This is a genomic window from Novosphingobium sp. BL-S-34 (assembly GCF_056857015.1).
Genome location: NZ_CM166472.1, coordinates 2,946,121 through 2,970,751, shown reverse-complemented (window position 1 = coordinate 2,970,751; position 24,631 = coordinate 2,946,121). Strand labels below are relative to the sequence as shown.

At 67.4% G+C, this 24,631-nt stretch carries 23 protein-coding genes, 1 pseudogene and 1 riboswitch; of the genes and pseudogenes, 14 read left to right on the top strand and 10 right to left on the bottom strand.

All coding sequences use genetic code 11. From position 1 onward, the window contains the following. Positions 1-2: 2 nt before the first annotated feature. On the bottom strand, positions 3-2,912 hold the full coding sequence (gene uvrA, locus AC1VV3_RS14150; protein WP_431568726.1) for an excinuclease ABC subunit UvrA: 2,910 nt from the start codon (positions 2,910-2,912) through the stop codon (positions 3-5). Between the two features lie 499 nt (positions 2,913-3,411). On the opposite strand from uvrA, the gene AC1VV3_RS14145 reads away from it, so the two are divergent. After that, positions 3,412-3,813: a UrcA family protein gene (locus AC1VV3_RS14145; RefSeq protein ID WP_431568725.1), complete on the top strand. Its 402-nt coding sequence runs from the start codon at positions 3,412-3,414 to the stop codon at positions 3,811-3,813. A gap of 13 nt (positions 3,814-3,826) precedes the next feature. Here the strand turns inward: AC1VV3_RS14145 and AC1VV3_RS14140 are convergent, their stop codons facing one another. Beyond that, positions 3,827-3,988 (bottom strand): hypothetical protein, encoded by a 162-nt coding sequence (locus AC1VV3_RS14140; RefSeq protein WP_431568724.1) that lies wholly within the window; start codon positions 3,986-3,988, stop codon positions 3,827-3,829. A gap of 21 nt (positions 3,989-4,009) precedes the next feature. Here AC1VV3_RS14140 and AC1VV3_RS14135 point away from each other — a divergent pair, with 21 nt between their 5' ends. The 5 genes from AC1VV3_RS14135 to AC1VV3_RS14115 all read left to right on the top strand — a co-directional run bounded on the left by AC1VV3_RS14135 (position 4,010) and on the right by AC1VV3_RS14115 (position 8,124). After that, on the top strand, positions 4,010-4,471 hold the full coding sequence (locus tag AC1VV3_RS14135; protein ID WP_314463631.1) for a hypothetical protein: 462 nt from the start codon (positions 4,010-4,012) through the stop codon (positions 4,469-4,471). A gap of 73 nt (positions 4,472-4,544) precedes the next feature. Further along, on the top strand, positions 4,545-5,057 hold the full coding sequence (locus tag AC1VV3_RS14130) for an META domain-containing protein (protein ID WP_431568723.1): 513 nt from the start codon (positions 4,545-4,547) through the stop codon (positions 5,055-5,057). Positions 5,058-5,265: 208 nt separating this feature from the next. Continuing rightward, positions 5,266-5,880 (top strand): trimeric intracellular cation channel family protein, encoded by a 615-nt coding sequence (locus tag AC1VV3_RS14125; protein WP_431568722.1) that lies wholly within the window; start codon positions 5,266-5,268, stop codon positions 5,878-5,880. Positions 5,881-5,947: 67 nt separating this feature from the next. After that, on the top strand, positions 5,948-6,415 hold the full coding sequence (locus AC1VV3_RS14120; protein WP_314463636.1) for an SRPBCC family protein: 468 nt from the start codon (positions 5,948-5,950) through the stop codon (positions 6,413-6,415). Between the two features lie 47 nt (positions 6,416-6,462). After that, the gene (locus AC1VV3_RS14115) at positions 6,463-8,124 is read left to right on the top strand and encodes a M28 family metallopeptidase (protein ID WP_431568721.1); all 1,662 of its coding nucleotides are present in this window, start codon (positions 6,463-6,465) and stop codon (positions 8,122-8,124) included. A gap of 1 nt (position 8,125) precedes the next feature. On the opposite strand, the gene AC1VV3_RS14110 is transcribed toward AC1VV3_RS14115, so the two are convergent. After that, a complete protein-coding gene (locus AC1VV3_RS14110) occupies positions 8,126-9,688 on the bottom strand; it encodes an ABC1 kinase family protein (RefSeq protein WP_431568720.1) in 1,563 nt (520 codons plus the stop codon). Between the two features lie 119 nt (positions 9,689-9,807). Here AC1VV3_RS14110 and AC1VV3_RS14105 point away from each other — a divergent pair, with 119 nt between their 5' ends. Then, positions 9,808-10,392: a septal ring lytic transglycosylase RlpA family protein gene (locus AC1VV3_RS14105; RefSeq protein ID WP_314463642.1), complete on the top strand. Its 585-nt coding sequence runs from the start codon at positions 9,808-9,810 to the stop codon at positions 10,390-10,392. A 41-nt stretch (positions 10,393-10,433) separates the two neighbouring features. Here AC1VV3_RS14105 and AC1VV3_RS14100 read toward each other — a convergent pair whose 3' ends face one another. Beyond that, a complete protein-coding gene (locus tag AC1VV3_RS14100) occupies positions 10,434-10,883 on the bottom strand; it encodes a globin domain-containing protein (protein ID WP_431568719.1) in 450 nt (149 codons plus the stop codon). Positions 10,884-10,978: 95 nt separating this feature from the next. On the opposite strand from AC1VV3_RS14100, the gene AC1VV3_RS14095 reads away from it, so the two are divergent. From AC1VV3_RS14095 to AC1VV3_RS14085, 3 genes are all read left to right on the top strand, one after another. Beyond that, entirely contained in the window at positions 10,979-11,404 is a 426-nt protein-coding gene (locus tag AC1VV3_RS14095; RefSeq protein WP_134095069.1) for an Rrf2 family transcriptional regulator, read from the top strand. 109 nt (positions 11,405-11,513) lie between these two features. After that, positions 11,514-11,672 carry a hypothetical protein gene (locus tag AC1VV3_RS14090; protein ID WP_165921306.1) on the top strand — a complete coding sequence of 53 codons (159 nt, stop codon included), beginning with the start codon at positions 11,514-11,516 and terminating at the stop codon, positions 11,670-11,672. Positions 11,673-11,962: 290 nt separating this feature from the next. After that, entirely contained in the window at positions 11,963-14,146 is a 2,184-nt protein-coding gene (locus AC1VV3_RS14085; protein WP_431568718.1) for a M3 family metallopeptidase, read from the top strand. A gap of 132 nt (positions 14,147-14,278) precedes the next feature. Here AC1VV3_RS14085 and AC1VV3_RS14080 read toward each other — a convergent pair whose 3' ends face one another. From AC1VV3_RS14080 to AC1VV3_RS14060, 5 genes are all read right to left on the bottom strand, one after another. Beyond that, positions 14,279-14,488 carry a hypothetical protein gene (locus tag AC1VV3_RS14080; RefSeq protein WP_132261883.1) on the bottom strand — a complete coding sequence of 70 codons (210 nt, stop codon included), beginning with the start codon at positions 14,486-14,488 and terminating at the stop codon, positions 14,279-14,281. A 234-nt stretch (positions 14,489-14,722) separates the two neighbouring features. Continuing rightward, complete coding sequence (locus AC1VV3_RS14075; protein WP_132261881.1) at positions 14,723-15,502, bottom strand: ABC transporter ATP-binding protein; 780 nt, start codon at positions 15,500-15,502, stop codon at positions 14,723-14,725. Further along, on the bottom strand, positions 15,499-16,467 hold the full coding sequence (locus tag AC1VV3_RS14070; protein ID WP_132261879.1) for a FecCD family ABC transporter permease: 969 nt from the start codon (positions 16,465-16,467) through the stop codon (positions 15,499-15,501). Before AC1VV3_RS14070 ends, AC1VV3_RS14075 begins: the two co-directional genes overlap by 4 nt. Next, positions 16,464-17,507 carry an ABC transporter substrate-binding protein gene (locus tag AC1VV3_RS14065; protein WP_465128048.1) on the bottom strand — a complete coding sequence of 348 codons (1,044 nt, stop codon included), beginning with the start codon at positions 17,505-17,507 and terminating at the stop codon, positions 16,464-16,466. The genes AC1VV3_RS14070 and AC1VV3_RS14065 overlap by 4 nt, the downstream gene beginning before the upstream one ends. Further along, positions 17,504-19,324, bottom strand: a complete 1,821-nt coding sequence (locus tag AC1VV3_RS14060) for a TonB-dependent receptor domain-containing protein (protein ID WP_431568716.1) — start codon at positions 19,322-19,324, stop codon at positions 17,504-17,506. Before AC1VV3_RS14060 ends, AC1VV3_RS14065 begins: the two co-directional genes overlap by 4 nt. A gap of 99 nt (positions 19,325-19,423) precedes the next feature. Continuing rightward, positions 19,424-19,635: riboswitch (cobalamin riboswitch) on the bottom strand. Between the two features lie 236 nt (positions 19,636-19,871). Between AC1VV3_RS14060 and AC1VV3_RS14055 the strand changes: the two genes are divergently transcribed. Both AC1VV3_RS14055 and AC1VV3_RS14050 read left to right on the top strand, forming a co-directional pair. Further along, on the top strand, positions 19,872-21,053 hold the full coding sequence (locus AC1VV3_RS14055; RefSeq protein WP_431568715.1) for a cell wall hydrolase: 1,182 nt from the start codon (positions 19,872-19,874) through the stop codon (positions 21,051-21,053). Between the two features lie 167 nt (positions 21,054-21,220). Beyond that, complete coding sequence (locus tag AC1VV3_RS14050; RefSeq protein WP_431568714.1) at positions 21,221-21,577, top strand: hypothetical protein; 357 nt, start codon at positions 21,221-21,223, stop codon at positions 21,575-21,577. 53 nt (positions 21,578-21,630) lie between these two features. On the opposite strand, the pseudogene AC1VV3_RS14045 reads toward AC1VV3_RS14050, so the two are convergent. Beyond that, a pseudogene (locus AC1VV3_RS14045) lies at positions 21,631-22,044 on the bottom strand (diacylglycerol kinase family protein). Between the two features lie 562 nt (positions 22,045-22,606). On the opposite strand from AC1VV3_RS14045, the gene mdh reads away from it, so the two are divergent. Together mdh and sucD are read left to right on the top strand one after the other, a co-directional pair. Next, positions 22,607-23,569 carry a malate dehydrogenase gene (mdh, locus tag AC1VV3_RS14040; RefSeq protein ID WP_431568713.1) on the top strand — a complete coding sequence of 321 codons (963 nt, stop codon included), beginning with the start codon at positions 22,607-22,609 and terminating at the stop codon, positions 23,567-23,569. A gap of 168 nt (positions 23,570-23,737) precedes the next feature. Then, the gene (sucD, locus tag AC1VV3_RS14035) at positions 23,738-24,628 is read left to right on the top strand and encodes a succinate--CoA ligase subunit alpha (protein ID WP_132261868.1); all 891 of its coding nucleotides are present in this window, start codon (positions 23,738-23,740) and stop codon (positions 24,626-24,628) included. Positions 24,629-24,631: the final 3 nt, after the last annotated feature.

Genomic DNA, 24,631 nt, shown 5'->3' with positions numbered 1-24,631 from the left:
CGCTACTTTGCCCAGCTGGAAAGCAGCGGCTTCAGATAGTGCCCGGTGAAGGACGCCTTCACTTTGACGATATCCTCCGGCGTGCCTTCGGCGATGACCTGGCCGCCGCGGACGCCGCCTTCGGGGCCCATGTCGATGATCCAGTCGGCGGTCTTGATGACGTCGAGGTTGTGCTCGATCACCACGACCGAATTGCCCTGCTCGACCAGGCGGTGGAGCACTTCGAGGAGCTTGCGCACGTCCTCGAAGTGGAGGCCGGTGGTCGGCTCGTCGAGGATGTAGAGCGTCTGCCCGGTGGAGCGGCGGGCGAGTTCCTTGGCGAGCTTGACGCGCTGCGCCTCGCCGCCGGAGAGCGTGGTGGCCTGCTGGCCCACCTTGACGTAGCCGAGCCCGACTTCGTTCAGCATGTGCATCTTGTCGCGGATGGGGGGCACGGCCTTGAAGAACTCTTCCGCGTCCTCGATCGTCATGTCGAGCACGTCGGCGATGGAGTGGCCCTTGAACTTCACTTCCAGCGTTTCGCGGTTGTAGCGCTTGCCGTGGCATTCCTCGCACGTGACGTAGACGTCGGGCAGGAAGTGCATCTCGATCTTGATGAGGCCGTCGCCCTGGCACGCCTCGCAGCGGCCGCCCTTGACGTTGAAGCTGAAGCGCCCGGCCTTGTAGCCGCGCGCCTGGGATTCCGGCAGGCCCGCGAACCAGTCGCGGATCTGGGTGAAGGCGCCGGTATAAGTGGCGGGGTTGGAGCGCGGGGTGCGGCCGATCGGGGACTGGTCGATCTCGATGACCTTGTCGCAGTTTTCGAGGCCGGTGATGCGGTCGTGCGCGCCTGCCACCACGCGCGCGCCGTTGAGCTGACGCGAGGCGCCGGCCTGCAGGGTGTCGATGGTGAGCGAGCTTTTGCCCGAGCCGGAGACGCCGGTAACGCAGCAGAACGTGCCGAGCGGGAACGCCGCCGTGACGCCCCGCAGGTTGTTGGCGCGGGCGTTCTCGACCACGATCTTCTTGCCGTTGCCCTTGCGGCGCTCGGTCGGCACCTCGATCTTGCGGGTGCCGTTGAGGTAGGCGGCGGTGAGGCTGTTCTTGCTCTTGAGAACCTGCTTGAGCGTGCCTTCGGCCACGACTTCGCCGCCGTGGACACCGGCGCCGGGGCCGAGGTCGACGATGTGGTCAGCGGTGCGGATGGCGTCTTCGTCATGCTCGACGACGATCACGGTATTGCCCAGGTCGCGCAGGCGCTTCAGCGTTTCCAGCAGCATGTCGTTGTCGCGCTGGTGGAGGCCGATCGAGGGTTCGTCGAGCACGTAGAGCACGCCCGAAAGGCCCGAGCCGATCTGGCTGGCGAGGCGGATGCGCTGGCTCTCGCCGCCCGACAAGGTGCCGGAAGTACGGTCGAGGTTGAGGTAATCGAGCCCGACGTTGTTGAGGAAGCCGAGGCGCTCGTTGATTTCCTTGAGGATGGCCTTGGCGATCTGCTGCTGCTGGCTGGTCAGCTTGCCCTCAAGCTCCCCGAACCATGCGAAGCCGTCCGACACGGAAAGGCGCGCGGCATCGGCGATGTCGCTGCCGGCGATCTTGACCGAGAGCGCCTCGGGCTTGAGGCGTTTGCCCTCGCACGTTTCGCAGGGCTGCGCGGTCTGAAACTTGGACAGTTCCTCGCGCATCCAGGCGCTGTCCGTCTGGATCATGCGGCGGTTGAGGTTGCCGATCACGCCCTCGAACGGCTTGTTGACCGTATATTCCTTGCGCCCGTCCTTGAACGTCAGCGGCACGGCCTTGCCCACGGTGCCGTAGAGAATGACGATCTTCACCTCGGGCGAGAGCGCGTCCCACGGCGTGGTCAGGTCGAACCCGAAGTGTGCGGCCAGGCTGGAGAGCACCTGCATGTAGTAAGGCGAAGGCGGGTTGGACTTGGCCCAGGGCACGATCGCGCCCTGCTTGAGGCTGAGATGCTCGTTCGGCACCACCAGTTGCGGGTCGAACAGCAGCTTCTCGCCCAGGCCGTCACAGGCCGGGCACGCACCCTGCGGCGCGTTGAACGAGAACAGGCGCGGTTCGATCTCCTCGATGGTGAAGCCGCTGACCGGGCAGGCGAACTTCTCGGAGAAGACGATGCGATTGGGCGGCAGGCCGGTACCCTTGAGCGTCTTCTTGCTACCCTTCCCCTCGTCCTCTCGGCCCGGCACCACGCCGTCGGCAAGGTCGATATAGGCCAGCCCCTCGGCCAGCTTGAGTGCCTGTTCGAAGCTGTCGGCAAGGCGGGTCTGGATGCCGTCCTTCACCGCGATGCGGTCCACCACGACTTCGATGTCGTGCTTGTACTTCTTGTCCAGCGCGGGGGCGTCCTCGATGGCGTAGAGTTCACCGTCGATGCGCACGCGGGTGTAGCCCGCCTTCTGCCACTCGGCGAGTTCCTTGCGGTACTCTCCCTTGCGGCCGCGCACGACCGGGGCGAGCAGGTAGGCACGCGTGCCTTCGGGCAGTTCCATCACCCGGTCTACCATGTTGGAGACGGTCTGCGCCTCGATCGGCAGGCCCGTGGCAGGCGAATAGGGAATGCCCACGCGCGCCCAGAGCAGGCGCATGTAATCCCAGATCTCCGTCACCGTCGCCACCGTGGAGCGCGGGTTGCGGCTGGTGGTCTTCTGCTCGATCGAGATCGCGGGGCTGAGGCCGTCGATATGCTCGACATCCGGCTTCTGCATCATCTCCAGGAACTGGCGCGCATAGGCCGAGAGGCTCTCGACATAGCGGCGCTGCCCCTCGGCATAGATCGTGTCGAAGGCGAGGCTGGATTTCCCCGAGCCCGAAAGCCCGGTGATGACGATCAGCTTCTCGCGCGGAAGCTCGATGTCGAAGCCCTTGAGGTTGTGCTCGCGCGCACCGCGCACCGTGATGTGGGAGAGACTCATGGAGGTGACGTGTTCCAGATTTGTTCGCAAAGCGCAAGCAGCCGCGACCAGAGCTTTTGCTGCAGGGACGGGACCTCATGTGGGAACCGGCTGCCGGATTGCAACGGTTTGCCCTGCGCATCGCGGCGGCCGCCCGGCCGGCGATGTCATCCGTCGGCCGAACTATGCCGTTCGACGATCCGACCCAATGGATGACTTGAATGCGACGAGGTTAAGAGTAATAGAGAAGTTGCCCGGTAATAATAACCGACTCACCTTTTGCCGCATGGTCAACAAGAAATACAAGTAAATGTCCAGACATTGCTCAAAAGCCAAGGCGAGATCGAAGGGGCAGAACTAAAGTATATACATGTTCAATGGAGTCGACACACTCCCCGCGACGTTACCGTTGTTTGGGAACGACTTTTCTCATCGATTGAGGTCGCGTTGCAGTTCGCGTTTCGCGGGCCGTGGGGGCTTGCGTGCGGAGATCTGCACTCTTGAGCAACAGGAGAATGCAATGACCAGGATTCACACCGCTTTCGCCGCCATCGGCATGCTGTTCGTGGCGACCTCGGGGCTTGTCGCCCCGGCCCTTGCCGACGTGGTCGTCAAGGACGGCTCGCTCCGCGACGTTCCGCATCGTGAGGTGCGTTACGGCGACCTCAACCTCGATACCCAGGCGGGTATCGATACGCTCAATACCCGGCTGGAAGTTGCCGTTCGCGCCGTTTGCGGACCGCTTGAAAGCAACCAGCTGGATCAACTGGCCCGCGTGCACGACTGCCGCGACGCCTCGCTCGACCGGGCCTTTGCGGCCCGCGATGAAATGATGGCGACGCGGATGGCCGCCCGCGAAAACCCGGGCCAACTGGCGGCAGCCGCCCCCAGCCTCGCCGTCGTGGCGCGCCGGGGGAAGTAGGCACACCTTAGTCTCAGACTCCGCCGAGGAAGCCGCCGACGGGAAAGTTCCTGTCGGCGGCTTCTTTCTGCCGCCATCCGGCGCACGCCTCGCGCGCCTCGTCGTGCGCGCCTGCCGCTCGTCGCATATCGAATTGCCTCCGGCCCCGCGCCTCGCCAGGGATCGCCTGGATCATCCAGGGACGGAGACGAGAACAATGAGGGGCCGCAAGACGGGTACGCGTATCCTGCTGGCGCTGGGCACGCTGGCGCTTTGTGCGCCGGGCTTTTCGGGTACCGCGCGGGCCGACGATCCCAATGACCGCATGAGCGCCGAGGACATTGCCCGCGACGCCGCGATCATCCGCAAGCTCAATCGTGATCAACTGGACTATGTGCGCAAGCGCGATGCGCAATACGCTTCCGGCTGGAAAGCCTATCGTGCGCGCCAGGGCGGCGGGGACGAGCAGGACGACGAGGCGACCGGGCAATATGCACGCGGCGACTATGCCGGCGACGAGGACGGCGAGCCTTATGCGCGCCGGGACGAACGCCCGGCCTCTTCCAGCCCTTCGCGCGCTTATGCCCAGGCCCGCCGCGACTACGAGGCCGATCTGGCGCAGTGGCGCCGCGACGTCTCGGCCTGCCGCGCGGGTGACTATTCGCGCTGCGAGCGCTGACGCATACCAGGGACCGGCGCCGAAACACCGTTTCGGTCGCCGTGCCGTCATCTTTCCGTGGCTTTCCGGAAACATGACCAGACCGGCCCTGATTCTTGCCCTGCTCCTTTGTGGATGCTCACCCGACATCGCCGCGCACCGGATCGGCAGCGCGGAGGCAGGCGAGGCACCGCGGCTGACCGGCCAGCCCTGGGCCTTGCACGAATTGCAGGGGCACCGCGTCCCCCGCCGCACGAACGGGGGCAAGGGCGCGCGCACTGCCGCCACCCTGCACTTTGCGCGGGACGGTTATGTCTCCGGCACCTGGTCCTGCAATTCCGTAAGCCAGGGCGATCTTCGCTGGACCGGCGTTCCGGGCGAGCCCTTCGGCGGGTTGAACCGGGACGGCAAATATACCAGCATCATCACGGCGGCGGGTTGCGGCAACACCAGGGCCGAACTCATGGCCACGCGGTTCTGGGGTCTCATGCTTTCCGCCCGCACCTGGACCATCGTACAGGAGCGTCACGGTTGGCACCTGCGCATCGACTTCGTCGACGGCACTTCGGCGCTGTTGGTGCCGATCGCCAAGGCGCCCGGCGCCTGAGCGTCCCTGCCTGAGCGCGCCTTCTTGAGCGCCCTTCCTTGAGCAATGGCCCAGCCGTGTTAGACTTGCCGTGAGAAGACCGCGTCCGGCATGGTGCGCGCACACTTCCAGGGGGCAGTCATGATGCCGACAGACGCTGCGGATTTCCTGTGATCGGCCGCTGCCCGTGACGCCTGCGGCACCCGTCAACGCCCGCATCCGCGACAGGATGCTGACTGCCGTCGACCTCGCCGCCACTTTCGTGCTCGCCGCCGAATGCGCGCTGACGGGGGTGCAGGCCGATCTCGACCTCTTCGGTATCCTGGTGCTCGCTTTCGCCGGTTCCGTCGGCGGCGGCGTGATCCGCGATCTCCTGCTGGGCGAACATCCCCCGGCGCCGCTGCGCGACTGGCGCTATGCCGCCCTTGCCCTGGCCGCAACCGCGGGGGTGATCGCGGCATCCCTGATGCTGGGGCCGGTGGCGAATGTCACCCCGCCGCTCGCCATCGACATGTTCGAGGGCGTGGGCCTGGCGCTCGCCGCCGTGGCCGGCACCCGCAAGTGCCTGGACTACGGCCTGGACGGCGCGCCGGTCGTCGTGATCGCCACGATCAACGGATGCGGCGGCGGCATCCTGCGCGATGTGCTGATTGCGCGGGTCCCGCATGTCCTGCATGAAGACTTCTACGCCACGGCCGTGCTGGCGGGCGCGACGCTGATGGTTGTCCTGATCCAGCGCTTCGGCCTGCGCCGGGACGCTGCCGGCATCGTCGCCGGCATCGCCATCTTCTCGTTGCGCGCGGCGGCGCTGCTGGAGGCCTGGCGCCTGCCGCATCTGCGTTAGGACAGGCCCGGAAGACCCCGCCGAGCCGGCGGAATGCGCCGGAAAGGCGCTGCATGGGAGACGAGTCATGATGCCGAAGTTCACCGTTCGGGGCCGGATCGCCAGGCCCGTCGCGGACGTATTCGAGGCCGTTGCCGATCCTGCCGTTCTGTCCGAGTTCTTCACCACCGGCGGCGCCAGGGGGCGGCTGGAGACAGGCGCCGTCGTCACCTGGGATTTCCACGACTTTCCCGGCGCCTTCCCGGTCCATGTCGTAGAAGCCGAACCGCCCCGCCACATCCTCCTGCGCTGGGGCGGTGACGAGGCCGCCGTTCTGGCCGATGCCGAGGGCGAGCACCGCACCCTCGTCACCCTGGCCTTCGAGCCGCTCGAGGATGGCCGCACGCTCGTGCAGATCAGCGAGGAAGGATGGTCGGAAACGCCGGAGGGGCTCAAGGCGTCCTATGGCAATTGCGAAGGCTGGACGGGCATGCTGGCAGCGATGAAGGCCTGGCTGGAACACGGCGTCCGCCTGCGGGAGGGGTTCTACAAGTAGCCCGGCGCCGCTTGCCTCTCCCGTCCCGCGCCCTAAAAGCGCAGGACATGAACAAGCCTCTCCTCGCGCTCTCCACCGCGCTGCTCGCTGCCGTGTCCCATCCCGCCATCGCCCGGGAGGCCATCGATGCCGACCGGATCGTCGCCGATGTCAGGACGCTCGCATCCGATACTTTCGAGGGCCGCGCGCCCGGCACGGTGGGCGAGGAAAGGACCATCGGCTACCTGATCGCGCGCTTCCAGGACATCGGCCTCCAGCCCGCCGGACCTGACGGACAGTGGGTGCAGAAAGTGCCGCTGCTCCACACCCGCCTTGCCGCGCCGAAGACGCTGGCGTTCTCCGGCCCGAAGGGTGCCATGCCGGTGACCGTCGCCAAGGACATCTACATCTCCACCGTCCGCCCCGACGACTCCGCGCGCATCGCGGGCGCGCCGGTGGTCTTCGTCGGCTACGGCGTGAACGCACCGGAGCGCGGCTGGGACGACTTCAAGGGCATGGACCTCAAGGGCAAGGTCGTGGTCTTCCTCATCAACGATCCGGACTTCCACGCAAAGAAGGGCGAGCCCGCCGCCGGCAAGTTCGGCGACCGGACGATGACCTACTACGGCCGCTGGACCTACAAGTTCGAGGAAGCCGCAAGGCAGGGTGCGGTCGGCGCGCTGATCGTCCACGAGACGGAGGGCGCCGGCTATGGCTGGAACGTCGTCACCAGCCCCGGCGGCGAGAACTACGATATCGTGCGGAGCCCCGACAAGCTCACCAGCCTGGCGCTGCAGGGCTGGCTCTCGGGCGAGGCGGCCAACCGCCTGTTCGGCTCCGCCGGGCTGGACCTCGCCAGGCTCTCGGCCGCCGCGCGCCGTCCGGACTTCAAGCCGGTGCCGCTGAAAGGCGTCACTTTCGATGCGGACGTCCCCGTCGCGCATGAAGAAGTCATGAGCCACAACGTGCTGGCCCAGATCCCCGGCACCACGCGCAAGGACGAAGTGGTGATGTTCGGTGCCCACTGGGACGCCTACGGCAAGGGCGCCCCCGACGCGCAGGGCCGCATCTACCGTGCCGGCGCCAATGACGACGGCGTCGGCATCGCCGCCCTCTTCGACATCGCCCGCGTCATGAAGAGCGAGCCCGCCCCGCAGCGCAGCGTCGTCTTCGCGGCCTGGACGGCGGAGGAGCGCGGTCTGCTCGGCTCGGAATTCTATGCCGCCAGCCCGGTCTTCCCGATGGAGAAGACCGTCGCCAACCTCACCATCGACGTGCTCCAGACGGCGGGCGCCGCCAACGACGTGACGCTGATCGGCAAGGGTCAGGATACCCTGGAGGACGACATGGCCCGCGTCGCCGCAGCCCAGGGCCGCCGCGTCACCCCGGAAGGCCTGCCGGAGCGCGGCCTGTTCTACCGCGCGGACCATTTCTCCTTCGCCAAGCGCGGCGTGCCGGTCATGCTGATGATGGGCATTGCCGGGGCCTCCGACCTCAAGCAGGGCGGCGTCAAGGCGGGCCAGGCCTGGATCGATGCCTATACCGGCCAGTGCTACCACCAGGCCTGCGATGCCTGGTCGCCGGAGTGGAAAATGGAAGGCGCCGTGCAGGACGTCGAACTCGTCCGCACGATCGGCACGGACCTCGCCAATTCCGACAAGTGGCCGCAGTGGAAGGCCGGCTCGGAATTCAAGGCAGCGCGCGACAAGTCCGAAGCGGCCCGCCGATAATTCAGGTCCAGTGAACGAGCAGGTCGGCGGCGGCGTGGATCACCACGGCGCCGCCGATCAGCCATCCGGCCCGGCTCACCGCTCTGGCCGTGCCCCCCTCTCGCCCGAAGTCTCGGCCGGATTCCCTTGCAGGTGGTGACGATGCCTCCATCCGGGCCGAGGCCGCGCGCAGGAAGCGCGGCGCTTCCTCGGCCACGCGCGAGAGTTCGAGCAGCGCCGTCTCCAGATTGTCCGGCGCGGCAAGACGCGAAAGCCGCGAAGCGACCAGCCGCCCGCGCATCCGGCCCAGCGCTTCGGACAAGTCGAAGTCCGGCGCGATCCCGGAAAGCACGCCGTCCATCGTCACCATGGCCTTGAAGATCAGCACCAGGTCGGGCGGCAGCACCAGCCCCTCCTGCCGCAGCAACGGGAAGAAATCCGCCACCATCGCATTGAGCACGAGCGCCCCGGTGCCGTGCCGCGACACCAGCCGTTCGGAGGCACGCAGCAGCTTTTCGCGCGGGACTTCGCCGTCCTGCGACCAGGTGGCCAGCATGTCCGCCACGCCGCCGGGGTCGCCGCTGCGCAGCGCCAGGATGAACGTCAGGAATTCGTGCTGCCGCCGCGGGCTGACGAAGCCGACCGAGCCCAGGTCCAGCAGCGCCAGTCCGTCACCGCCGGGCACCTGCGGCGGCAGGCAGAGCAGATTGCCCGGATGCGGATCGGCGTGGAAGCGGCCGTTGACCAGCACCATCTCCAGCACCAGTTCCGCCCCCAGCGCGGCGATGCGGGAGGGATCGATCCCCGCCGCCTTCAGCACGGCCGGATCGCGCGGGGCGATGCCTTCGATATAATCCATCACCAGCACCTGCTCGCCCGTCCACTCCCAGTGGATGCGCGGCACGGTGATCCGCTCCAGCGAAGCGAGGTCGGCGCGCAGCAAGTCGGCGTTGCGCCCCTCGGCCGTGAAATCGAGTTCGTCCAGGATCTCGCGGCCAAGCTGCTCGATCATCGCCGCGGGCTTCATTCGGCGCACGGCGGCGCTGCGCGCTTCCGCCAGCGCGCCGAGGTGGCGCATGAGCCGCAAGTCCGCCTCCATCCGCGCGCGAATGCCCGGTCGGCGGATCTTCACCACCACTTCGGTGCCGTCGTGCAGCCGCGCCCGGTGCACTTGCGCGATCGAGGCGGCGGCCAGCGGCTCGGTGTCGAACCGGGCAAAGACGCTCTCCGGCGGCCCGCCCAGCGCCGCTTCCACTTCGCCGCGCAGCGTCTCGAAGGGCAGGCGCGGCGCATCGCTCTGCAACTGTTCGAAAGCGGCGATCCAAGGATCGGGCAGCAGGTCGCGCCGCGTCGCCAGGATCTGGCCGAGCTTCACGTAAGTCGGGCCGAGCGCCTCCAGCGCCTTGCGGGTGCGCGTGGGCACGTCGCGCGGTTCCGCGCTCTCCTGCGCATCATCGCCCTCTTTCCCGTCGCCACCGATCCCGAGCCGGACCGCCAGCGAGTCCAGCCCGAAGCGGGCGATCACGGCCGAGACTTCCGCCATGCGGCCCCGATCGCGTGCGGCAACGGCTATCGACTTGAACATGCGTCACTCCTTCAGCGGGAGACAACCGGCCTCAAGGCCCGGAAGTTCCGTCGCCGTCTCACTGGCCCTCACGCCGGGAGGCATGGACAGCGCCGCCCCGGGAAAGCTAGGAAGCCCGCATGAGCGAGAGTTTAACGGGGGTGCTCAAGCCCGCATTCGCAATCGTCCTCACCGCGGCCCTGGCGGCCTGCGGCGGCGGCACGAAGTTCCGGCCGGTCAGCGATGCGCCGGTACGCATCGGCCCGCCCTACAAGGTCCGAGGAAATACTTATACGCCGGCCGCCCAGCCCGGCTACGACGTGCTCGGCTATGCCACCTGGTACGGCAGCGAATCCGGTAACCGCGCCGCCAATGGCGAGCGCTTCCGCCCGGACTGGATCACGGCCGCGCATACCACCCTGCCGCTGCCGAGCTATGTCGAAGTGACCGCCCTCGATACCGGCCGCCGCATCCTGGTGCGCGTCAACGACCGCGGCCCTTTCGGCGAAAGCGCCCGCGTCATCGATCTTTCGCGCGGCGCCGCCGAAGCGCTGGGGGTGCGAAGCAAGGGCAAGGCCGCCGTGCGCGTGCGTGTGGTGGAACCGGCGGAAAAGGACCGTGCCGCCCTGCGCAAGGGCAAGGCGGCGAAGGAACTGCCGCCGGTCTCGCCCACGGCGCTGGCGAACCTCCAGTCGCAGTTCGAGACGGGCGTGGGCACGCGCTGAAGCAGGATGCTTCGCGGAACCGGTGCCCTGCCCCCCGAAGGTCAGGCCTCTTCCAGTTCCGCGTAAGCCGCGGTTTCCTTGCCGATCAGGATATCGGCCAGGAACCAGTAAGCCTCACCCCAGGCCGCCAGCACTTCGTCGGTCGCCGCCGCGCCCAGGACGTCGCGGATGGCGGGCAGCAGCGCTTCGGCCACCAGCGGGTAATGCTCCGCCTTCACGCCGGTATCGACATGGCGCTGCACCATGCGCGCGACCGCGCCGGTCAGGTTCTGCAGCTTGTCCACGTTCTGCGCATAGCCGAGGATCGCGGCGGCCAGGCGGCGCGGCTGCTCGCCGGAATCCTGCGCGGCCTGGTCGAACATGGCGCGGACCTCCTCGTTACGGAACAGCCGCTCGTACATGCGGGTGGTGATTTCCACCCCATGCTGCTGAAGCGCGGGTGCAGTCGCCTTGATCGTGGCGACGGTCTGTTCGCTGAGCGGAGCGGCCATTTCGATTCGTCCTCTTAAATGATGCAAACTGGATGCATCTATACGCCGATCCAAAAAGATGTAAATGAGGAGCATCATTTTCCCGGAGACCCGCCTTGCGCCTTACCGCGCACACCGACTACGCCTTGCGCATCCTGCTCCACGCTGCGGTCGATCCCGCGGGGCTGTTTTCGATCGCGGAAGTGGCGCAGGCCCACGCGATCTCGCGCAACCATGCGATGAAAGTGGTGAACCTGCTGGGCAATGCCGGCCTGCTGGAGACGGTGCGCGGCCGAAACGGCGGTTTTCGCCTGGGCCGTCCCGCGCACGCGATCACGCTGGGCGAAGTGGTCCGGCTCACCGAGCCGAACATGAGCCCCGCCGATTGCGGGAACTGCCTGCTCCAGGGCGCCTGCGGGCTGACGGCGATCCTGCGTCAGGCGATGGCGGCCTTCCTCGCCGAACTCGACGCCCACACTTTGGCGGATGCCGCTTCAGCGACCCGGCTGCCCTTCGGCCTTCTGGCGGATCGGGCAGGTTAGCGCCCCGGCCTTCGCGGCGCCCGCCACGCCAGGGCGGTGCGACACCCCGCTTCCTTTGGGAACTTTTCACCCTGCTGCGGCGTTGCTCCTCGATAGAGGAGAGCCTGAAATGAATATCGGAGCCGAAATTCCGTTTCGCCGCAGCCAGTTCGCGCGGAAGACGGGATCCTTGATCCTGGATCGCCAGCGCGAGGAACATCGCCGCGACCACGACGAAGGCACCGAACCCATGTTGGTGTGGACCAAAGGTCGCTTCCGGTCGAGCTGACCGGACCGATTCCCCCTGTCGGAGCGACCTGACGGCGCGCCGGAGCGCAACTTGATTGCGCTCCGGCGCGTATTCCTTTCCGCGAATAAACGTCGCATGCGTCATTTGCGCAATGGCGTTCCTGCCTGCGCTCCAGCCCTTGCACCCCTCGGTTTTCTCCGCTTCAACCCCGTGTGTTGACCACTTTTCGGCACCCGCCCGCGACCCCGCAGGGAGGCCTTCCCTGCTTATTTCGGGCTGCATCTTTCGAGCTGTATCTTTCGGGTTGCCGAAGCCAGGAGAAAAGACCGATGAAGACCCGGCTCATGGCCGCCGCCGCCCCGCTCGTGCTCGGCGCCGGCCTGCTTGGAGGATTTTCCGTGACGGCTGCCGCAAAGACAGACGCCAGGAGCGCCGCCACGGCGCCCGCCTATAACGGCCCCTTCGCCAAGCCCAGCGCCCTGCCGCTCCACGCGCCGGACTTCACCCAGTACAAGGACAGCGACTGGCAGCCCGCCATCGAAGCCGGCATCGCCGCCAAGCGCGCCGAGATCAAGGCCATCGCCGGCAGCAAGGCCAAGCCGACTTTCGAGAACACCATCGTCTCGATGGAGCGCGCCGGAACGCTGTACGACCGCGTCTACAACGTGTTCAGCCAGCTCACCTCGGCCAATACCAGCGATGCGCTGGATGCCATCGATACGGCCGTCAGCCCGCAGATTTCCGCGCTGAACGACGATATCTACCTTGACGACGCGCTCTTCGCCCGCGTCAAGGCCGTGCATGACAGCGCCTCAGGAAAGGCCCTGACCGGCGAGGACGCCATGCTGCTGGCGACCACTTACGACAAGTTCGTCCACCGCGGCGCCCTGCTCTCGGCCGCGCAGAAGGTCGAGCTGAAGGCGATGAACCTCGAAATCGCCAAGCTGGAAACCGCCTTCTCGCAGAAGCTGACCACGGCCACGGCCGCCAAGGCGCCGATCTTCGACACGGCCGCGCAGCTGGACGGCCTTTCGCAGGCCGAAATCACCGCCGCCGGCAAGCTCGCCGCCGAAAAGGGCCATGCGGGCAAGTTCATGCTGGCGCTGGGCAACACCACGCAGCAGGCCGCGCTCGCCAGCCTCACCAACCGCGACAGCCGCAAGAAGCTCTGGGACGCCAGCATCAACCGCACCTCGGGCGGCGACGAATACGACACGACCGCCATGGTCACCCAGATGGCGACCCTGCGCGCGAAGAAGGCCAAACTGCTGGGCGCGCCCGACTTCGCGACGTACCAGATGTACGACCGCATGGTGAAGACGCCCGCCAAGGCGATGGAGTTCATGAAGGGCTTCGTCCCCGCACTGCGCGCCACGCAGGACCGCGAAGCCGCCATGCTCGAAGCCGCCATGAAGGCAGAGGGCACCAAGGCCGGCGGCCAGAACGCCACGCTGGCACCGTGGGACTGGTCCTACTACGCCGAGAAGGTCCGCAAGGCGAAGTACGAACTCGACGAAAGCCAGATCAAGCCCTACTTCGAAGTCTGGCGCACGCTGGAAGACGGCGTATTCTATGCCGCCAACCAGACTTACGGCCTGACCTTCAAGCGCCGCACCGACCTGCCGGTCTACCACCCGACCATGCGCGCCTACGAAGTGTTCGATGCCGACGGCAAGCAGCTGGCGATCTTCTATTACGATCCCTTCGCCCGCTCCAACAAGAAGGGCGGCGCTTGGATGAGCAACTTCGTCGAGCAGTCATACCTGCTTGGTGAAAAGCCCGTCGTCAGCAACACCCTGAACATCGCCCCGCCCGCCGACGGCCAGCCCGCGCTCGCCAGCTTCGACGATGTGGAAACCATGTTCCACGAATTCGGCCACGCGCTTCACGGCTTCTTCGCCAGCCAGAAGTATCCCTCGCTCTCGGGCACGAACACCGCGCGCGACTTCGTGGAGTTCCCCAGCCAGTTCAACGAGAACTTCGCGACCATTCCGGCCGTGCTCAACCACTACGCCAAGCACTACCAGACCGGCGCGACGATCCCGGCCGACCTGATCGCCAAGATCAAGGCCGCGCACACCTTCAACCAGGGCCTCGGCCTGGGCGAGACACTGTCGGCAGCCATGCTCGACATCCAGTGGCATCAGCTCTCGCCGGAAGAAGCCGCGCAGCCGCCGATGGCCTTCGAAGCCAAGGCACTGGCCGCCACCGGGCTCAACACCGACCTGATCCCGCCGCGCTACAAGACGCCGTACTTCCGCCATATCTGGGACAACGGCTATGCTGCGGGCTATTACTCGTACATCTGGACCGAGATGCTCGCTCACGACGGTTGGGACTGGGTGGAGAAGCACGGCGGCATGACGCGCGCCAATGGCGACCACATCCGCAAGACCTTCCTCGGCCAGGGCCACACGAAGGACTTCGCGCAGCTCTACCGCGACTTCACCGGGCATGACCCCGAAGTCGAACCGATGCTGGAAGCCCGCGGCCTGGCGCCGAAGGCTCAGTAAGGATCGGATCCCGGGCAGGCGCTCGACGCGCCGGCCCTGCCCGAACGAAGCCGCCGCTCCGGAAACGGGGCGGCGGTCTTGCATGGAGCACGGTAAGCCGCGCCCGGCGGCGCAGGCTCGGCGGGCCGCGCCTTACTTCGTGGCGTATTCGCCGGGCTGGGCATTGAAGTTCTCGCGCGCGAAAGCCCGCGCGGCGTTGGCCGTCTTGAACGCGCCGTCCTGAAGCGTGGCCGTCACCAGCGGATAGCCGCGTGAATTGTACCTCGTCGTTCTCACGGTAAGGCGGAAGGCCCCATCCTCATCCTTGGTGATGAGGAAAGGACGAGTGCTCGGATCGGTCATGGAATGAATCCCGTTTAGCCGTAGGCCCCCAAGGGCAGGAAAAGCGCTCTGGACGTTCTCGTCCGGCGCATCGCGGCATGCACGTCTCGGCGCATTCCGGCGTCATGAGGCTCGTAAGGGACAAGGGGGGAGCAATGGCTGCCCGATGGTCCGTCGCACGCGACGTCAGCGTGGACGGTGATAGACGATATTTGCGGAAAATGCAATTATAACCCGCGGCCGCATTCCCGCGCGCTAGAACTGCTGCCGGAAATCCACGGCGAGCGGCGCCGGGGCGCCGATCGAGAGGGCGCGTTCGCCGGGGTCGCCCAGCCAGTGCGCGGGGCAGTTCCACACGCGGGTGATGACCTCGCGCGAGAGGGCCATTTCCGGCGGGCCTTCCGCCTCCACCCGGCCTTTCGCCAGCACCAGCACCTGGTCCGCATGGTTCATCGCCGTCGCCAGGTCGTGCAGCACAAGGACGACGCCGCGCCCCGCCCGCGCCTGCTGGCGAAAGCGGTGCATCAGCGCCGCACCATGGGCCAGGTCGAGGTTCGCGAAAGGCTCGTCCGCCAGCAGCCAGCCGGGCTGGGTCGCCAGGACGCGGGCCATCAGCGCCCGCGCGCGTTCGCCGCCGGACAGGGTCGAGACCGGGCGGTGGCGCAGTTCCTGAAGATCCATGGCGGCGATGGCGTCCTCGATAGCGTCCTGCGTTTCGGCAGCGGGCGCACCGCGCCAGGGCAGGCGGCCGAGCGAGATCAGCACTTCCACCGAGACATCCCAGGCCACTTCCGGCGTCTGGGGCAGATAGCCGATCCACTGCGCGCGCTGGGCCAGCGAGACCGCCGCCAGCGCCCGGCCGCCCATGACCGCCCTGCCCGCATCGGGCTTGAGCAATCCGGCGATCACCGAAAGCAGCGTCGATTTGCCCGCACCGTTGGGCCCGCAGATCGCCGTGATCATGCCGCGGCGGCAATTGAGGGATACCCCGTCGAGCCGCCCGGCGACCGTGACGTTGTCGGCGCCGAAGCTCATGCCACCATGCCCCGGCGCATCTTCAGCAGCAGGCGCAGGAAGAACGGCGCGCCCAGCAGGCTGAGCGCGATGCCCAGCCGCAGTTCGCCGCCGGACAGCGGCATGATCCGGCAGATGCAGTCCGCCACCAGCAGCAGCAGCGCCCCCGCCAGCGCCGAAGGCACGATCAGCGACGAGGGTTTGCGGTCGGTCATCGGGCGCACGAGGTGCGGCACCATCAGGCCGACGAAGCCGATGATGCCGGCTACCGCCACCCCCGAACCGACGACGAGGCCCACGCCCAGGATCAGCAGGGCCTGGAGCCGCAGCGGCTCCACGCCCAGCGAGCGCGCGGCCATTTCGCCCAGGGTCATCGCGTCGAGATCGCGTCCCGCCGCCAGGATGACGCCGATCCCGGCCAGCGTCAGCGGCGTGGCGATCCAGACCTCGCGCCAGGAGCGGTCGGCCAGCGAGCCCATCATCCAGGTGACGATCTCGCTCATGGCGAAAGGCGAAGGCGTCAGGCTGATCGCCAGGCTCATCAGCGCGCCGGCGAGACTGGAGACCATGAGGCCGGCCAGGGTGAACAGCGCCACGCCGCCGCCGCGTCCCGCGATCAGCGCCAGCAGCGCCATGGCGCCGCCCGCGCCGATCAGCGCGAAGAGCGGCAGCATCCACGGCGCCGAAGCATAGCCGGTCCAGAAGCTCAGCACGGCACCCAGCGCCGCGCCCGGCGCGATGCCGAACAGGCCGGGATCCGCCAGGGGGTTGCGCAAATACCCCTGCATGGCCGCACCCGCCGCGCCCAGCCCAGCCCCCAGCACCAGCGCCAGGACCGCGCGCGGCAGGCGAAGCTGAAGCAGGATGACCGAGGCGCTGTGCAGTTCCGGGGCGAAAGGATTGATCCACACCCGCCCGGCCAGCAGGGACAGCGGCACCGCGACGACGAGCGCGAGGACCAGCAGCAGGACGAAACGCAGGTTCATGGTCTTGCGGAAACGATCCGCCCGGTGGCTTTTGCGGGGGCCGATGCGGGGCCTGTTGCGGTGCCTGTCGCGGGGGCTGTTGCGGTGCCTGCCCCGTGGGCCGGCGGCATCTCCGTTTCCGCAAGCGCGCGGCGCGCGGCGGCCAGTTCGTCCAGCGCACGCGGGATGGTCGCCCCGCCGCACCAGAGAATGGAGCGGCTGAGCAGGAAACGCCGGGTACTGGTCAGCGCGGAGAGCGCCGGATGATGCAACATTCGGTCCTCCTCGGCGAGCGGATCGCCCACCGCGAAGACCACGCGCGGAGGGTCCGCCAGCACGTGCTCCAGAGGCAGGTAATCGGCCTGGGAAAGGCCCCGCGCGCCGGCAATATTCGTAAAGCCGGTGTGCTTCATCATGTCAACGATCAGGGTCTGGTCACCCGCCACCAGTCCACCGGATTCCCACACTATTGCCGGAAGAAGCGCTGAGCCCGGCGGCGGTGCATCGCGGCGCACGGCGGCGTCGATGCGGGCCACCAGCCTTTCGCCCAGCGCGGCATGACCCGCCAGCCGTGCCAGCGTGCGGACCTGTTCGCGCGCGGCTCCCAGGTCCGAGGCGATCGGCATCTTCACCAGCCGGTAGCCGAGGCGCCGGAATGCCGCCTCGCTCGCGGGGTCGAGGAATGCGCTGGCGACGACCACCCTGGGATGGATCGTCGCCACTTCCTCCACCGTCCCCGAGATCGCCCGGTACCGGCGCGCGCGGGCGATCGGCATCGAACTGCTCTCGGGATCCTGGCTATAGCTGGAGATCGCCAGCAACTGCCCCGGATCCGTCACTTCGGCCAGGATGGCGTCCGTGCAGGGGTTGAGCGAGACGATGGTGGGGCGCTCCGCCCCGCTCTCGCCGTGGCCCGGTACCGCGGGGGCGGCCTCGGTGGTGTCACCGCCCCCGCAGCCCGCCAGCGCCGCCGAGCCAGCCAGAGCCAGCACGACAAGGAACCGGCGGGCCTTGCGCCTGCCCCGTCCAACCGATGTCGTCAGGGCAGACGACAGGATCACATCTTCACCCGCACCCCGGCATAAGCCGCGCGGCCCGGGGTGCCATATGTCCGCACCACTTCGTAGTGTTCGTCGAACAGGTTCTCGACACGGCCGTAGACCTGGATGTTCTGCGTCACGTCGAAGGCGCCGCGCAGGCCGACGACGACATTGCCGCCGAGGTAGTAGGTATTGGCGATGTCGTCATAGCGACCGCCGCCCACGCGCAGGTCCGCACCGAGGCGGAAGCCGTCCGACCAGTGCTTGTCCAGGCTGGCATAGAGGTTCGTCTTGGGACGGCGAGCGAGGCGCGTGCCGGTCACCTCGTTGGTGGCGTCGAGGTAAGTGGCCGAAAGGCTCATGTCGAAGCCTTCCCAGTCGCTCACCTGCATGCCCAGTTCCACGCCCTTCGCCCGCGCGCGGCCGACGTTGTAGTAGTTGAAGGCGGTCAGGTCGTAATCGATCAGGTTCTTCGTCTTGCGGTCGAAGTAAGTGACCGAGAACGTGCCGTGGCCTTCCGCAAAGGGCTGCTCCACGCCGACATCCCACGACTTCGACGTCTCGGGATCGAGCGCGCGGAAGCCGGAATTGGAATAGAGCTGGTAGAGCGACGGCGCCTTGAAGCCCTCTCCATAGCTGGCGCGCAGGATCGGCGCTTCCTCGCTGCCCCCGATCACCCAGGCACCGTTGGCCGAGAAGGTGGTCTTGTGGCCGAAGTCCGAATTGTCGTCATAGCGCAGGCCGCCGTTCAGCGTCAGCCCGGTGACGGGGCGCAGGGTCAGCATGCCGAAGTAGCTGTCGATCGAGGTCGAATCCTTCGAGCCGTAATTGTCGGAGAACTTCTGCTTCTCCGTCTCGGCACCGACGAGAATGCTGGCCATGTCGATGGGGGTGTAGGAGACCTGACCCTCGAAACGGTCGGCGCGGCCATTGGTGGTGTAGGGACCGAAGACGGCATCGTCCGAGATGCGGCGCGTATCGGTGAGGCCATAGCCCAGGCGCGCGCTGAGGCGGCCGTCCAGCCCCTTGTAGCGCAAGTTGGCATAGCCCACGGTGTCGCGCTTCAGGCCCACGTTCAGGGCATCGGCGCCGGTGTTGTCGTAATCGTAATTGGCCTTGGTCCAGTACGTCCCGGCATCGGCGGAAAGACCGCTCACCAGCTCCACTTCGGCGCGGGCGTTGGCGCTCTTGCTCTCGAAGCCGTCCTTCTCCTGGCCGCCGAGGCGCTCGTCGAAAGCGGAGTAGCCGTCGCCCTTGAGCCAGTTGCCGCCCAGCGTCAGGCCCACCGGACCGACCTTGCCCGCCGCCGAGGCGCCGAGCTGCTTCTGGTCGCGCCAGCCGTATTCGGCCTGGCCGCGCGCGGTCCACTGCTCGGTCGGGCGCGCGGTGATGAGGTTGATGACGCCGCCGATCGCGCGGCTGCCCCAGAGCACGCCGGACGATCCGCGCACCACTTCGATGCGGTCAAACTGGCCGACGGTCAGGCTGCCGAAGTCGAAGCCGCCGCCCACGTCGCCGGGATCGTTGATGCGCACGCCGTCGATCAGCACAAGGCTCTGCGCGTTCTCGGCGCCGCGGATGAACACGCTGGCCGGCTGGCCGAAACCGCCCGACTGGGCGAACGTCACGCCCGGCAGGCGGGCCAGGATGTCGGTCGCGGTGACCGCCTGGGTGCGCTCGATATCCTCGCGGGTGATGACCGAGACGGACTGGCCGATCTCGCTGGTGGGGGTTTCGGTGCGCGTCGCGGTGACGACGATACTATCGATTGCGGCTTCATCCGCGAAAGCGGGGGTCGAGACGGCAAGAGCCGTCCCCAGCAGAAACAGGTACTTCACGCGTATTCCTCCAACCTGAACGACTTTGCCGTCCATGGCGGAGACGCGCGCTTTTCCTCATGCGCGTGCTCGCTGCATGCCGGGACACCCCGCCCGGCTGCGGAACGACCGTCAAAGGCAGGTCTCCTGGCTCCCGAATCTTCGCGCCGCCTGCCGCCTTCCCGGTGTGACCCAGTGGCATAGCGTGGCAGGGGCGCTCCCCGGTTACAGTTGCGGGGGCAGCTTCGGACTTGCGCCGAAATTCCCACCAGGGTTCCCTTTTCACGAAACCCGGGGCCCGGCTCCGGGCCACCCATGACGTCGCGAGTGCCGATACTGGGCAGTGGGGGGATTGGCAAGCGGCGCAAAGGGCGGCGCGGCGGTATCGCCGGGGAAGATCGCAAACAAACTCTTAAGCGATTCAGCCTATCGCTGCCCGCTGTACCGCTTCGGGACGCGCCGATTTCCAGGGATGCCGCGCCCGGCAAAGCAGGTTAGGCGCAAGATGCGCGATGACCCGATGGAACGCGAAATCCGCGCTGGCCGACGATGCGCCGAAAGGACCCGAGTGACCGCTGCCGCCCTTCCTGCCTGCACCGAAACCTGGGAGCCGCGCCCCCGCGATTTCCAGGGCCATTTCGTGCGCGGCGGACGCAAGCGGCTGCAACGCAGGCGGCGGCGCTGGACGCTCGGCTCGGCCGCGCTCGTCGCCGTGGCCCTGCCTGCCTTCGCCGCGCCTTCCTTCGCCCCGGCCGAAGCCTGGGACCGCCTCACCGCCTCCGGGACGGAAACCGGCGGCGCGCCCGTTCTGCCCATGCCCTTCGAGCAGGCCGGCGCCAGCTTCCCCGGCTCTGCCTATTACTATCTCGAAGCCGAACAGCCCGTGCTCAAGATAGGCGAAGGCATCCATTCCGACGCGGATGACGGAACCAGCGGCCCCGGCCCGGTCGCCCGCGCCCTGCGGATCGACAATTCCGGGGTGGACCGCAGCCGCGCGCTCCAGTGCCTGACGGCGGCGATCTATTACGAAGCCGCCAGCGAGCCCGACGGCGGCCAGCGCGCCGTGGCCCAGGTCGTGCTCAACCGCGTGGCCCATCCGGCCTATCCCAAGACCGTCTGCGGCGTCGTCTATCAGGGTTCGGAGCGGCCGACCGGCTGCCAGTTCTCCTTCGCCTGCGACGGATCGCTGGCCCGCGCGCCGCAGCGCTTCTTCTGGCAGCGTGCCGAATCCGTCGCCCGTGCCGCGCTGTCCGGCGAAGTCTATACGCCGATCGGGCTGGCGACGCATTATCACACGATCCAGGTCAATCCCTACTGGGCCCCGAGCCTGCACTATCTGACCACGATCGGCGCTCATCGCTTCTATGCCTTCAACGGCGCCGCGGGCCGCCCTGCCGCGTTCCGCTTCGCTTATTTCGGCGGCGAGCCGCTGGCCGCCCCGCATCGCCGCGACGAGTCCGCCGCCTCGGCCCTCGCCACCGCCGCGCTGGACCCGCTGGCCGTGCAGCGCAGCTTCGGCACCGCCGAGGCGCTCCGCCCCGGGCAGGCCGCTGCGCCTTCGCCCGCCATGCCCTCCGCCACCCCTTCCACGGGTGCGGAGCGCGCGCCCGTCTATGCCAGCGACGTGCGGGAACGCGGGGGCGAGTCGCTCTACAAGGCCAGCAACTTGCCCGAGACCCAGGGCGTGCGGCCGGAATATGCCAATTCGGGCAAGTGGATCGCCCAGCCGCGTCAGGAGCAGGCCCGCTGAGGGCAAGTTGGCGCCTTTAGCGATCCGGCGCTTTCATCAATTCGTCACGGGAACGACTGCAAGGTTTCAGCAACCATAGCCCCACACCAAGACTTAGCGGCTTCATCCTATAATACCGGGAGAGACGCCAAGCCCCCGAGCGTTTCCAACAAGAGGCTCGCTTTACCATGGCAATCCGCTTTTCCGCCGCCCGGGACGTCTCCTGCCCGGTGATGGTGCGAGCGCTGTGCCCGTCGGTTTCGCTCTGCGCGGTGAACGACAACGGCGCCGGCCTGCGCGGTGGCCTCCGCCGCGAGCCGGTCGCGACGGCGACCACGGACACGCCGCACCAGCGCATCCTGGCTGAAGCGCTGCGCCACTTCGCCCGCCATGGCCTGTCCGCCGCCGCCCACGCCCGCGCCCATGCCGCCGCCGCGCGGCTTGCGGGCAACGACGGCGAATGCACCCGCTGGATCGCCATCTGCCGCCAGCTCGACCGCCGCATGGCCGACGCCTTCGCCGGACGGATCGCCAGGAACGACTGAAACCGGCCAACCGCCTTCAGGCCCTACCCGCCGCCTTCAGGCCCTGCCAGTCGCTAGAACAGGCGGGCCAGCAGGGGCGGTCCCAGGGTCAGCACCCCGATCAGGGCCGCGGCGATCGAAGCGACCAGCACGCCGCCGGCCCCCAGATCCTTGATCCGGCCGATGGCGGGGTCGAACTCCGGATGGATGCGGTCGCACAGGCCCTCGACCGCGGTGTTGAACGCCTCCGCCAGCCATACCAGGGCCATGGCCAGCACGAGTCAGCGCCAGTCGGCGGCGGAAATCTCCAGCCAGAACCCGGCGACCACCACGCCCAGCGAGGCCGCCAGGTGCAACCGGGCATTGTGCTCGTCGCGCACCAGCCAGCGCAGCCCGCGCCCCGCGAACAGGAAACTCCGCAGGCGCGCCCGCGGGCTGAAACCGGGACTGAAAGGGCTGGAGGTCGGCTTTCCGGGCGGTTTCAGCAAGCAAGTCAGTCCAGCGATTGCGCGACGAGGCCGTGGCGGCCCGTCACGGAGGAGCGATCGGCACGAACGCGGACAGTGTCCGCAACCGGGCTCCTCGGCAAGCACCGCCCGCAGGATCTGCAAGCCGCAACATTTGGAAAAAGGCACGACACGGCCGGTACGTCCACGCTCTCTATAAAGAGCCATGCCGCGACCGCCCGCCCCTCATCCGGGCCGACTCGCACCCTGCGACGCTTGCCTGTCATCCGGACGTGCGAGACAGTGAGCCACCCTCGGGAGAGCACCCGGAGGATGCAATCTGCGCCCGGTCTGTTGCGTGAAACGGCCGCACCACCCTGGCTCAGGGCGCCGTTTCCTGCGCATTTTCGCTCACTATTGCAATTGCGAACTATTATCAGTAAAAACTCGCCTGCCTGCCCTTCGCGCGGGCTTTTCCCGGTTGCAATGTCGGTTCGGGGGGCGTAGGCCGCCCTTCGTTGAACACCGGCACCTGCCTTAGCGGGACAAAGCAGGCCGCCTTTTCGTCCGTTGGTCCCGCCTTTGGGAAGGACAAGCAAGCATCATGGCTCGTAAGAAGATTGCCCTCATCGGCGCCGGCAACATCGGCGGCACTCTCGCGCACCTCGCCGCGCAGAAGGAACTGGGCGATATCGTCCTCTTCGACGTGGCTGAAGGCCTGCCCCAGGGCAAGGCTCTGGACCTGTCGCAGTGCGGCCCCGTTGAAGGCTTCGACGCCAAGATCACCGGCACCAACGACTATGCCGACATTGCCGGCGCAGACGTCATCATCGTCACCGCCGGTGTCGCTCGCAAGCCGGGCATGAGCCGCGACGACCTGCTGGGCATCAACCTCAAGGTGATGAAGTCGGTCGGCGAAGGCATCGCCGCCAACGCCCCCGACGCTTTCGTGATCTGCATCACCAACCCGCTCGACGCGATGGTCTGGGCGCTGCGCGAATTCTCGGGTCTGCCCCACAACAAGGTCGTCGGCATGGCCGGCGTGCTCGACTCGGCCCGCTTCTCGACCTTCCTCGCCTGGGAATTCGGCGTTTCGATCCGCGACGTGAACACGTTCGTGCTCGGCGGACACGGCGACACCATGGTGCCGGTCGTGCAGTACTCGACCGTCAACGGCATCCCGGTTCCGGACCTCATCAAGCAGGGCCGCACCACCCAGGAAAAGATCGACGCGATCGTCCAGCGCACCCGTTCGGGCGGCGGCGAGATCGTCGGCCTGCTCAAGACCGGCTCGGCCTTCTACGCGCCTGCCGCCTCGGGCATCGCCATGGCCGAAGCCTACCTGAACGACCAGAAGCGCATCCTGCCGATCGCCGCCTATGTCGATGGCCAGTACGGCGTTGACGGTCTCTATGTCGGCGTGCCCGCCGTGATCGGCGCGAACGGCGTCGAAGAGATCATCGAAATCGAGCTGGACGGCGAAGCCAAGAGCAACCTTCAGGTCTCGGTCGACGCGGTCAAGGAACTGCTGGTCGCCTGCAAGGGCATCGACAGCACTCTGGCCTGATCCAAGATAGACGCCCCGCCCGCCCCGTGGAACCACGGGGTGGGCGGGGCTTCGGCCTATCCGGCCGTTGATTTTACGATCTGGACGGTTGCACTTCGCGGAATTTGCGCCAAGGCGCTTCCCAAGCCGGAATCGGCCTACACCAGGAACAGGAATTAGGATTCCCCTATGTCCATTCTCGTCAACAAGAACACCAAGGTCATTACCCAGGGTATGACCGGTGCCACCGGCACCTTCCACACCGAGCAGGCCCTTGCGTATGGTACGCAAATGGTCGCCGGCGTGACCCCCGGCAAGGGCGGCACGACCCACATCGGTCTGCCGAACTACAACACCGTCGCCGAAGCCAAGGCCGCGACCGGTGCGACCGCCACCTGCATCTACGTTCCGCCGCCGTTCGCGGCCGACTCGATCCTGGAAGCGATCGATGCCGAGATGGAACTGATCGTCGCGATCACCGAGGGTATCCCGGTTCTCGACATGGTCCGCGTGAAGCGCGCCCTCTCGGGCTCGAAGTCGCGCCTGATCGGTCCGAACTGCCCCGGCGTCCTGACCCCCGGCGAATGCAAGATCGGCATCATGCCCGGCAGCATCTTCTCCAAGGGTTCGGTGGGCGTCGTCTCGCGCTCGGGCACGCTGACCTATGAAGCCGTGTTCCAGACCACGAACGCTGGCCTCGGCCAGACCACCGCAGTCGGCATCGGCGGCGACCCGGTCAACGGCACCAACTTCATCGACGTCCTGGAACTGTTCCTGGCCGACGACGAGACCAAGTCGATCATCATGATCGGCGAAATCGGCGGCAGCGCCGAAGAAGAAGCGGCCCAGTTCCTCAAGGACGAAGCCAAGCGCGGCCGCAAGAAGCCCATGGCGGGCTTCATCGCCGGCCGTACGGCGCCTCCGGGCCGCCGCATGGGCCACGCCGGCGCGATCGTGTCGGGCGGCCAGGGCGGCGCCGAGGACAAGATCGCGGCGATGGAAGAAGCGGGCATCCGCGTCTCCGCCTCGCCGTCGCTCCTGGGTGAAACCCTTGTGGAAGTCCTCAAGGAACTCGCCTGACCC

Coding starts and splice junctions, on each gene's coding strand:
- AC1VV3_RS14120 (WP_314463636.1), top strand. CDS start 5,948: ATGATGCCGAAGTTCACCGTTCGGGGCCGGATCGCCAGGCCCGTCGCG.
- mdh (WP_431568713.1), top strand. CDS start 22,607: ATGGCTCGTAAGAAGATTGCCCTCATCGGCGCCGGCAACATCGGCGGC.
- AC1VV3_RS14135 (WP_314463631.1), top strand. CDS start 4,010: ATGAGGGGCCGCAAGACGGGTACGCGTATCCTGCTGGCGCTGGGCACG.
- sucD (WP_132261868.1), top strand. CDS start 23,738: ATGTCCATTCTCGTCAACAAGAACACCAAGGTCATTACCCAGGGTATG.
- AC1VV3_RS14105 (WP_314463642.1), top strand. CDS start 9,808: ATGAGCGAGAGTTTAACGGGGGTGCTCAAGCCCGCATTCGCAATCGTC.
- AC1VV3_RS14110 (WP_431568720.1), bottom strand. CDS start 9,688: ATGTTCAAGTCGATAGCCGTTGCCGCACGCGATCGGGGCCGCATGGCG.
- AC1VV3_RS14145 (WP_431568725.1), top strand. CDS start 3,412: ATGACCAGGATTCACACCGCTTTCGCCGCCATCGGCATGCTGTTCGTG.
- AC1VV3_RS14050 (WP_431568714.1), top strand. CDS start 21,221: ATGGCAATCCGCTTTTCCGCCGCCCGGGACGTCTCCTGCCCGGTGATG.
- uvrA (WP_431568726.1), bottom strand. CDS start 2,912: ATGAGTCTCTCCCACATCACGGTGCGCGGTGCGCGCGAGCACAACCTC.
- AC1VV3_RS14125 (WP_431568722.1), top strand. CDS start 5,266: ATGCTGACTGCCGTCGACCTCGCCGCCACTTTCGTGCTCGCCGCCGAA.
- AC1VV3_RS14130 (WP_431568723.1), top strand. CDS start 4,545: ATGACCAGACCGGCCCTGATTCTTGCCCTGCTCCTTTGTGGATGCTCA.
- AC1VV3_RS14100 (WP_431568719.1), bottom strand. CDS start 10,883: ATGGCCGCTCCGCTCAGCGAACAGACCGTCGCCACGATCAAGGCGACT.
- AC1VV3_RS14090 (WP_165921306.1), top strand. CDS start 11,514: ATGAATATCGGAGCCGAAATTCCGTTTCGCCGCAGCCAGTTCGCGCGG.
- AC1VV3_RS14085 (WP_431568718.1), top strand. CDS start 11,963: ATGAAGACCCGGCTCATGGCCGCCGCCGCCCCGCTCGTGCTCGGCGCC.
- AC1VV3_RS14080 (WP_132261883.1), bottom strand. CDS start 14,488: ATGACCGATCCGAGCACTCGTCCTTTCCTCATCACCAAGGATGAGGAT.
- AC1VV3_RS14070 (WP_132261879.1), bottom strand. CDS start 16,467: ATGAACCTGCGTTTCGTCCTGCTGCTGGTCCTCGCGCTCGTCGTCGCG.
- AC1VV3_RS14075 (WP_132261881.1), bottom strand. CDS start 15,502: ATGAGCTTCGGCGCCGACAACGTCACGGTCGCCGGGCGGCTCGACGGG.
- AC1VV3_RS14115 (WP_431568721.1), top strand. CDS start 6,463: ATGAACAAGCCTCTCCTCGCGCTCTCCACCGCGCTGCTCGCTGCCGTG.
- AC1VV3_RS14140 (WP_431568724.1), bottom strand. CDS start 3,988: ATGATCCAGGCGATCCCTGGCGAGGCGCGGGGCCGGAGGCAATTCGAT.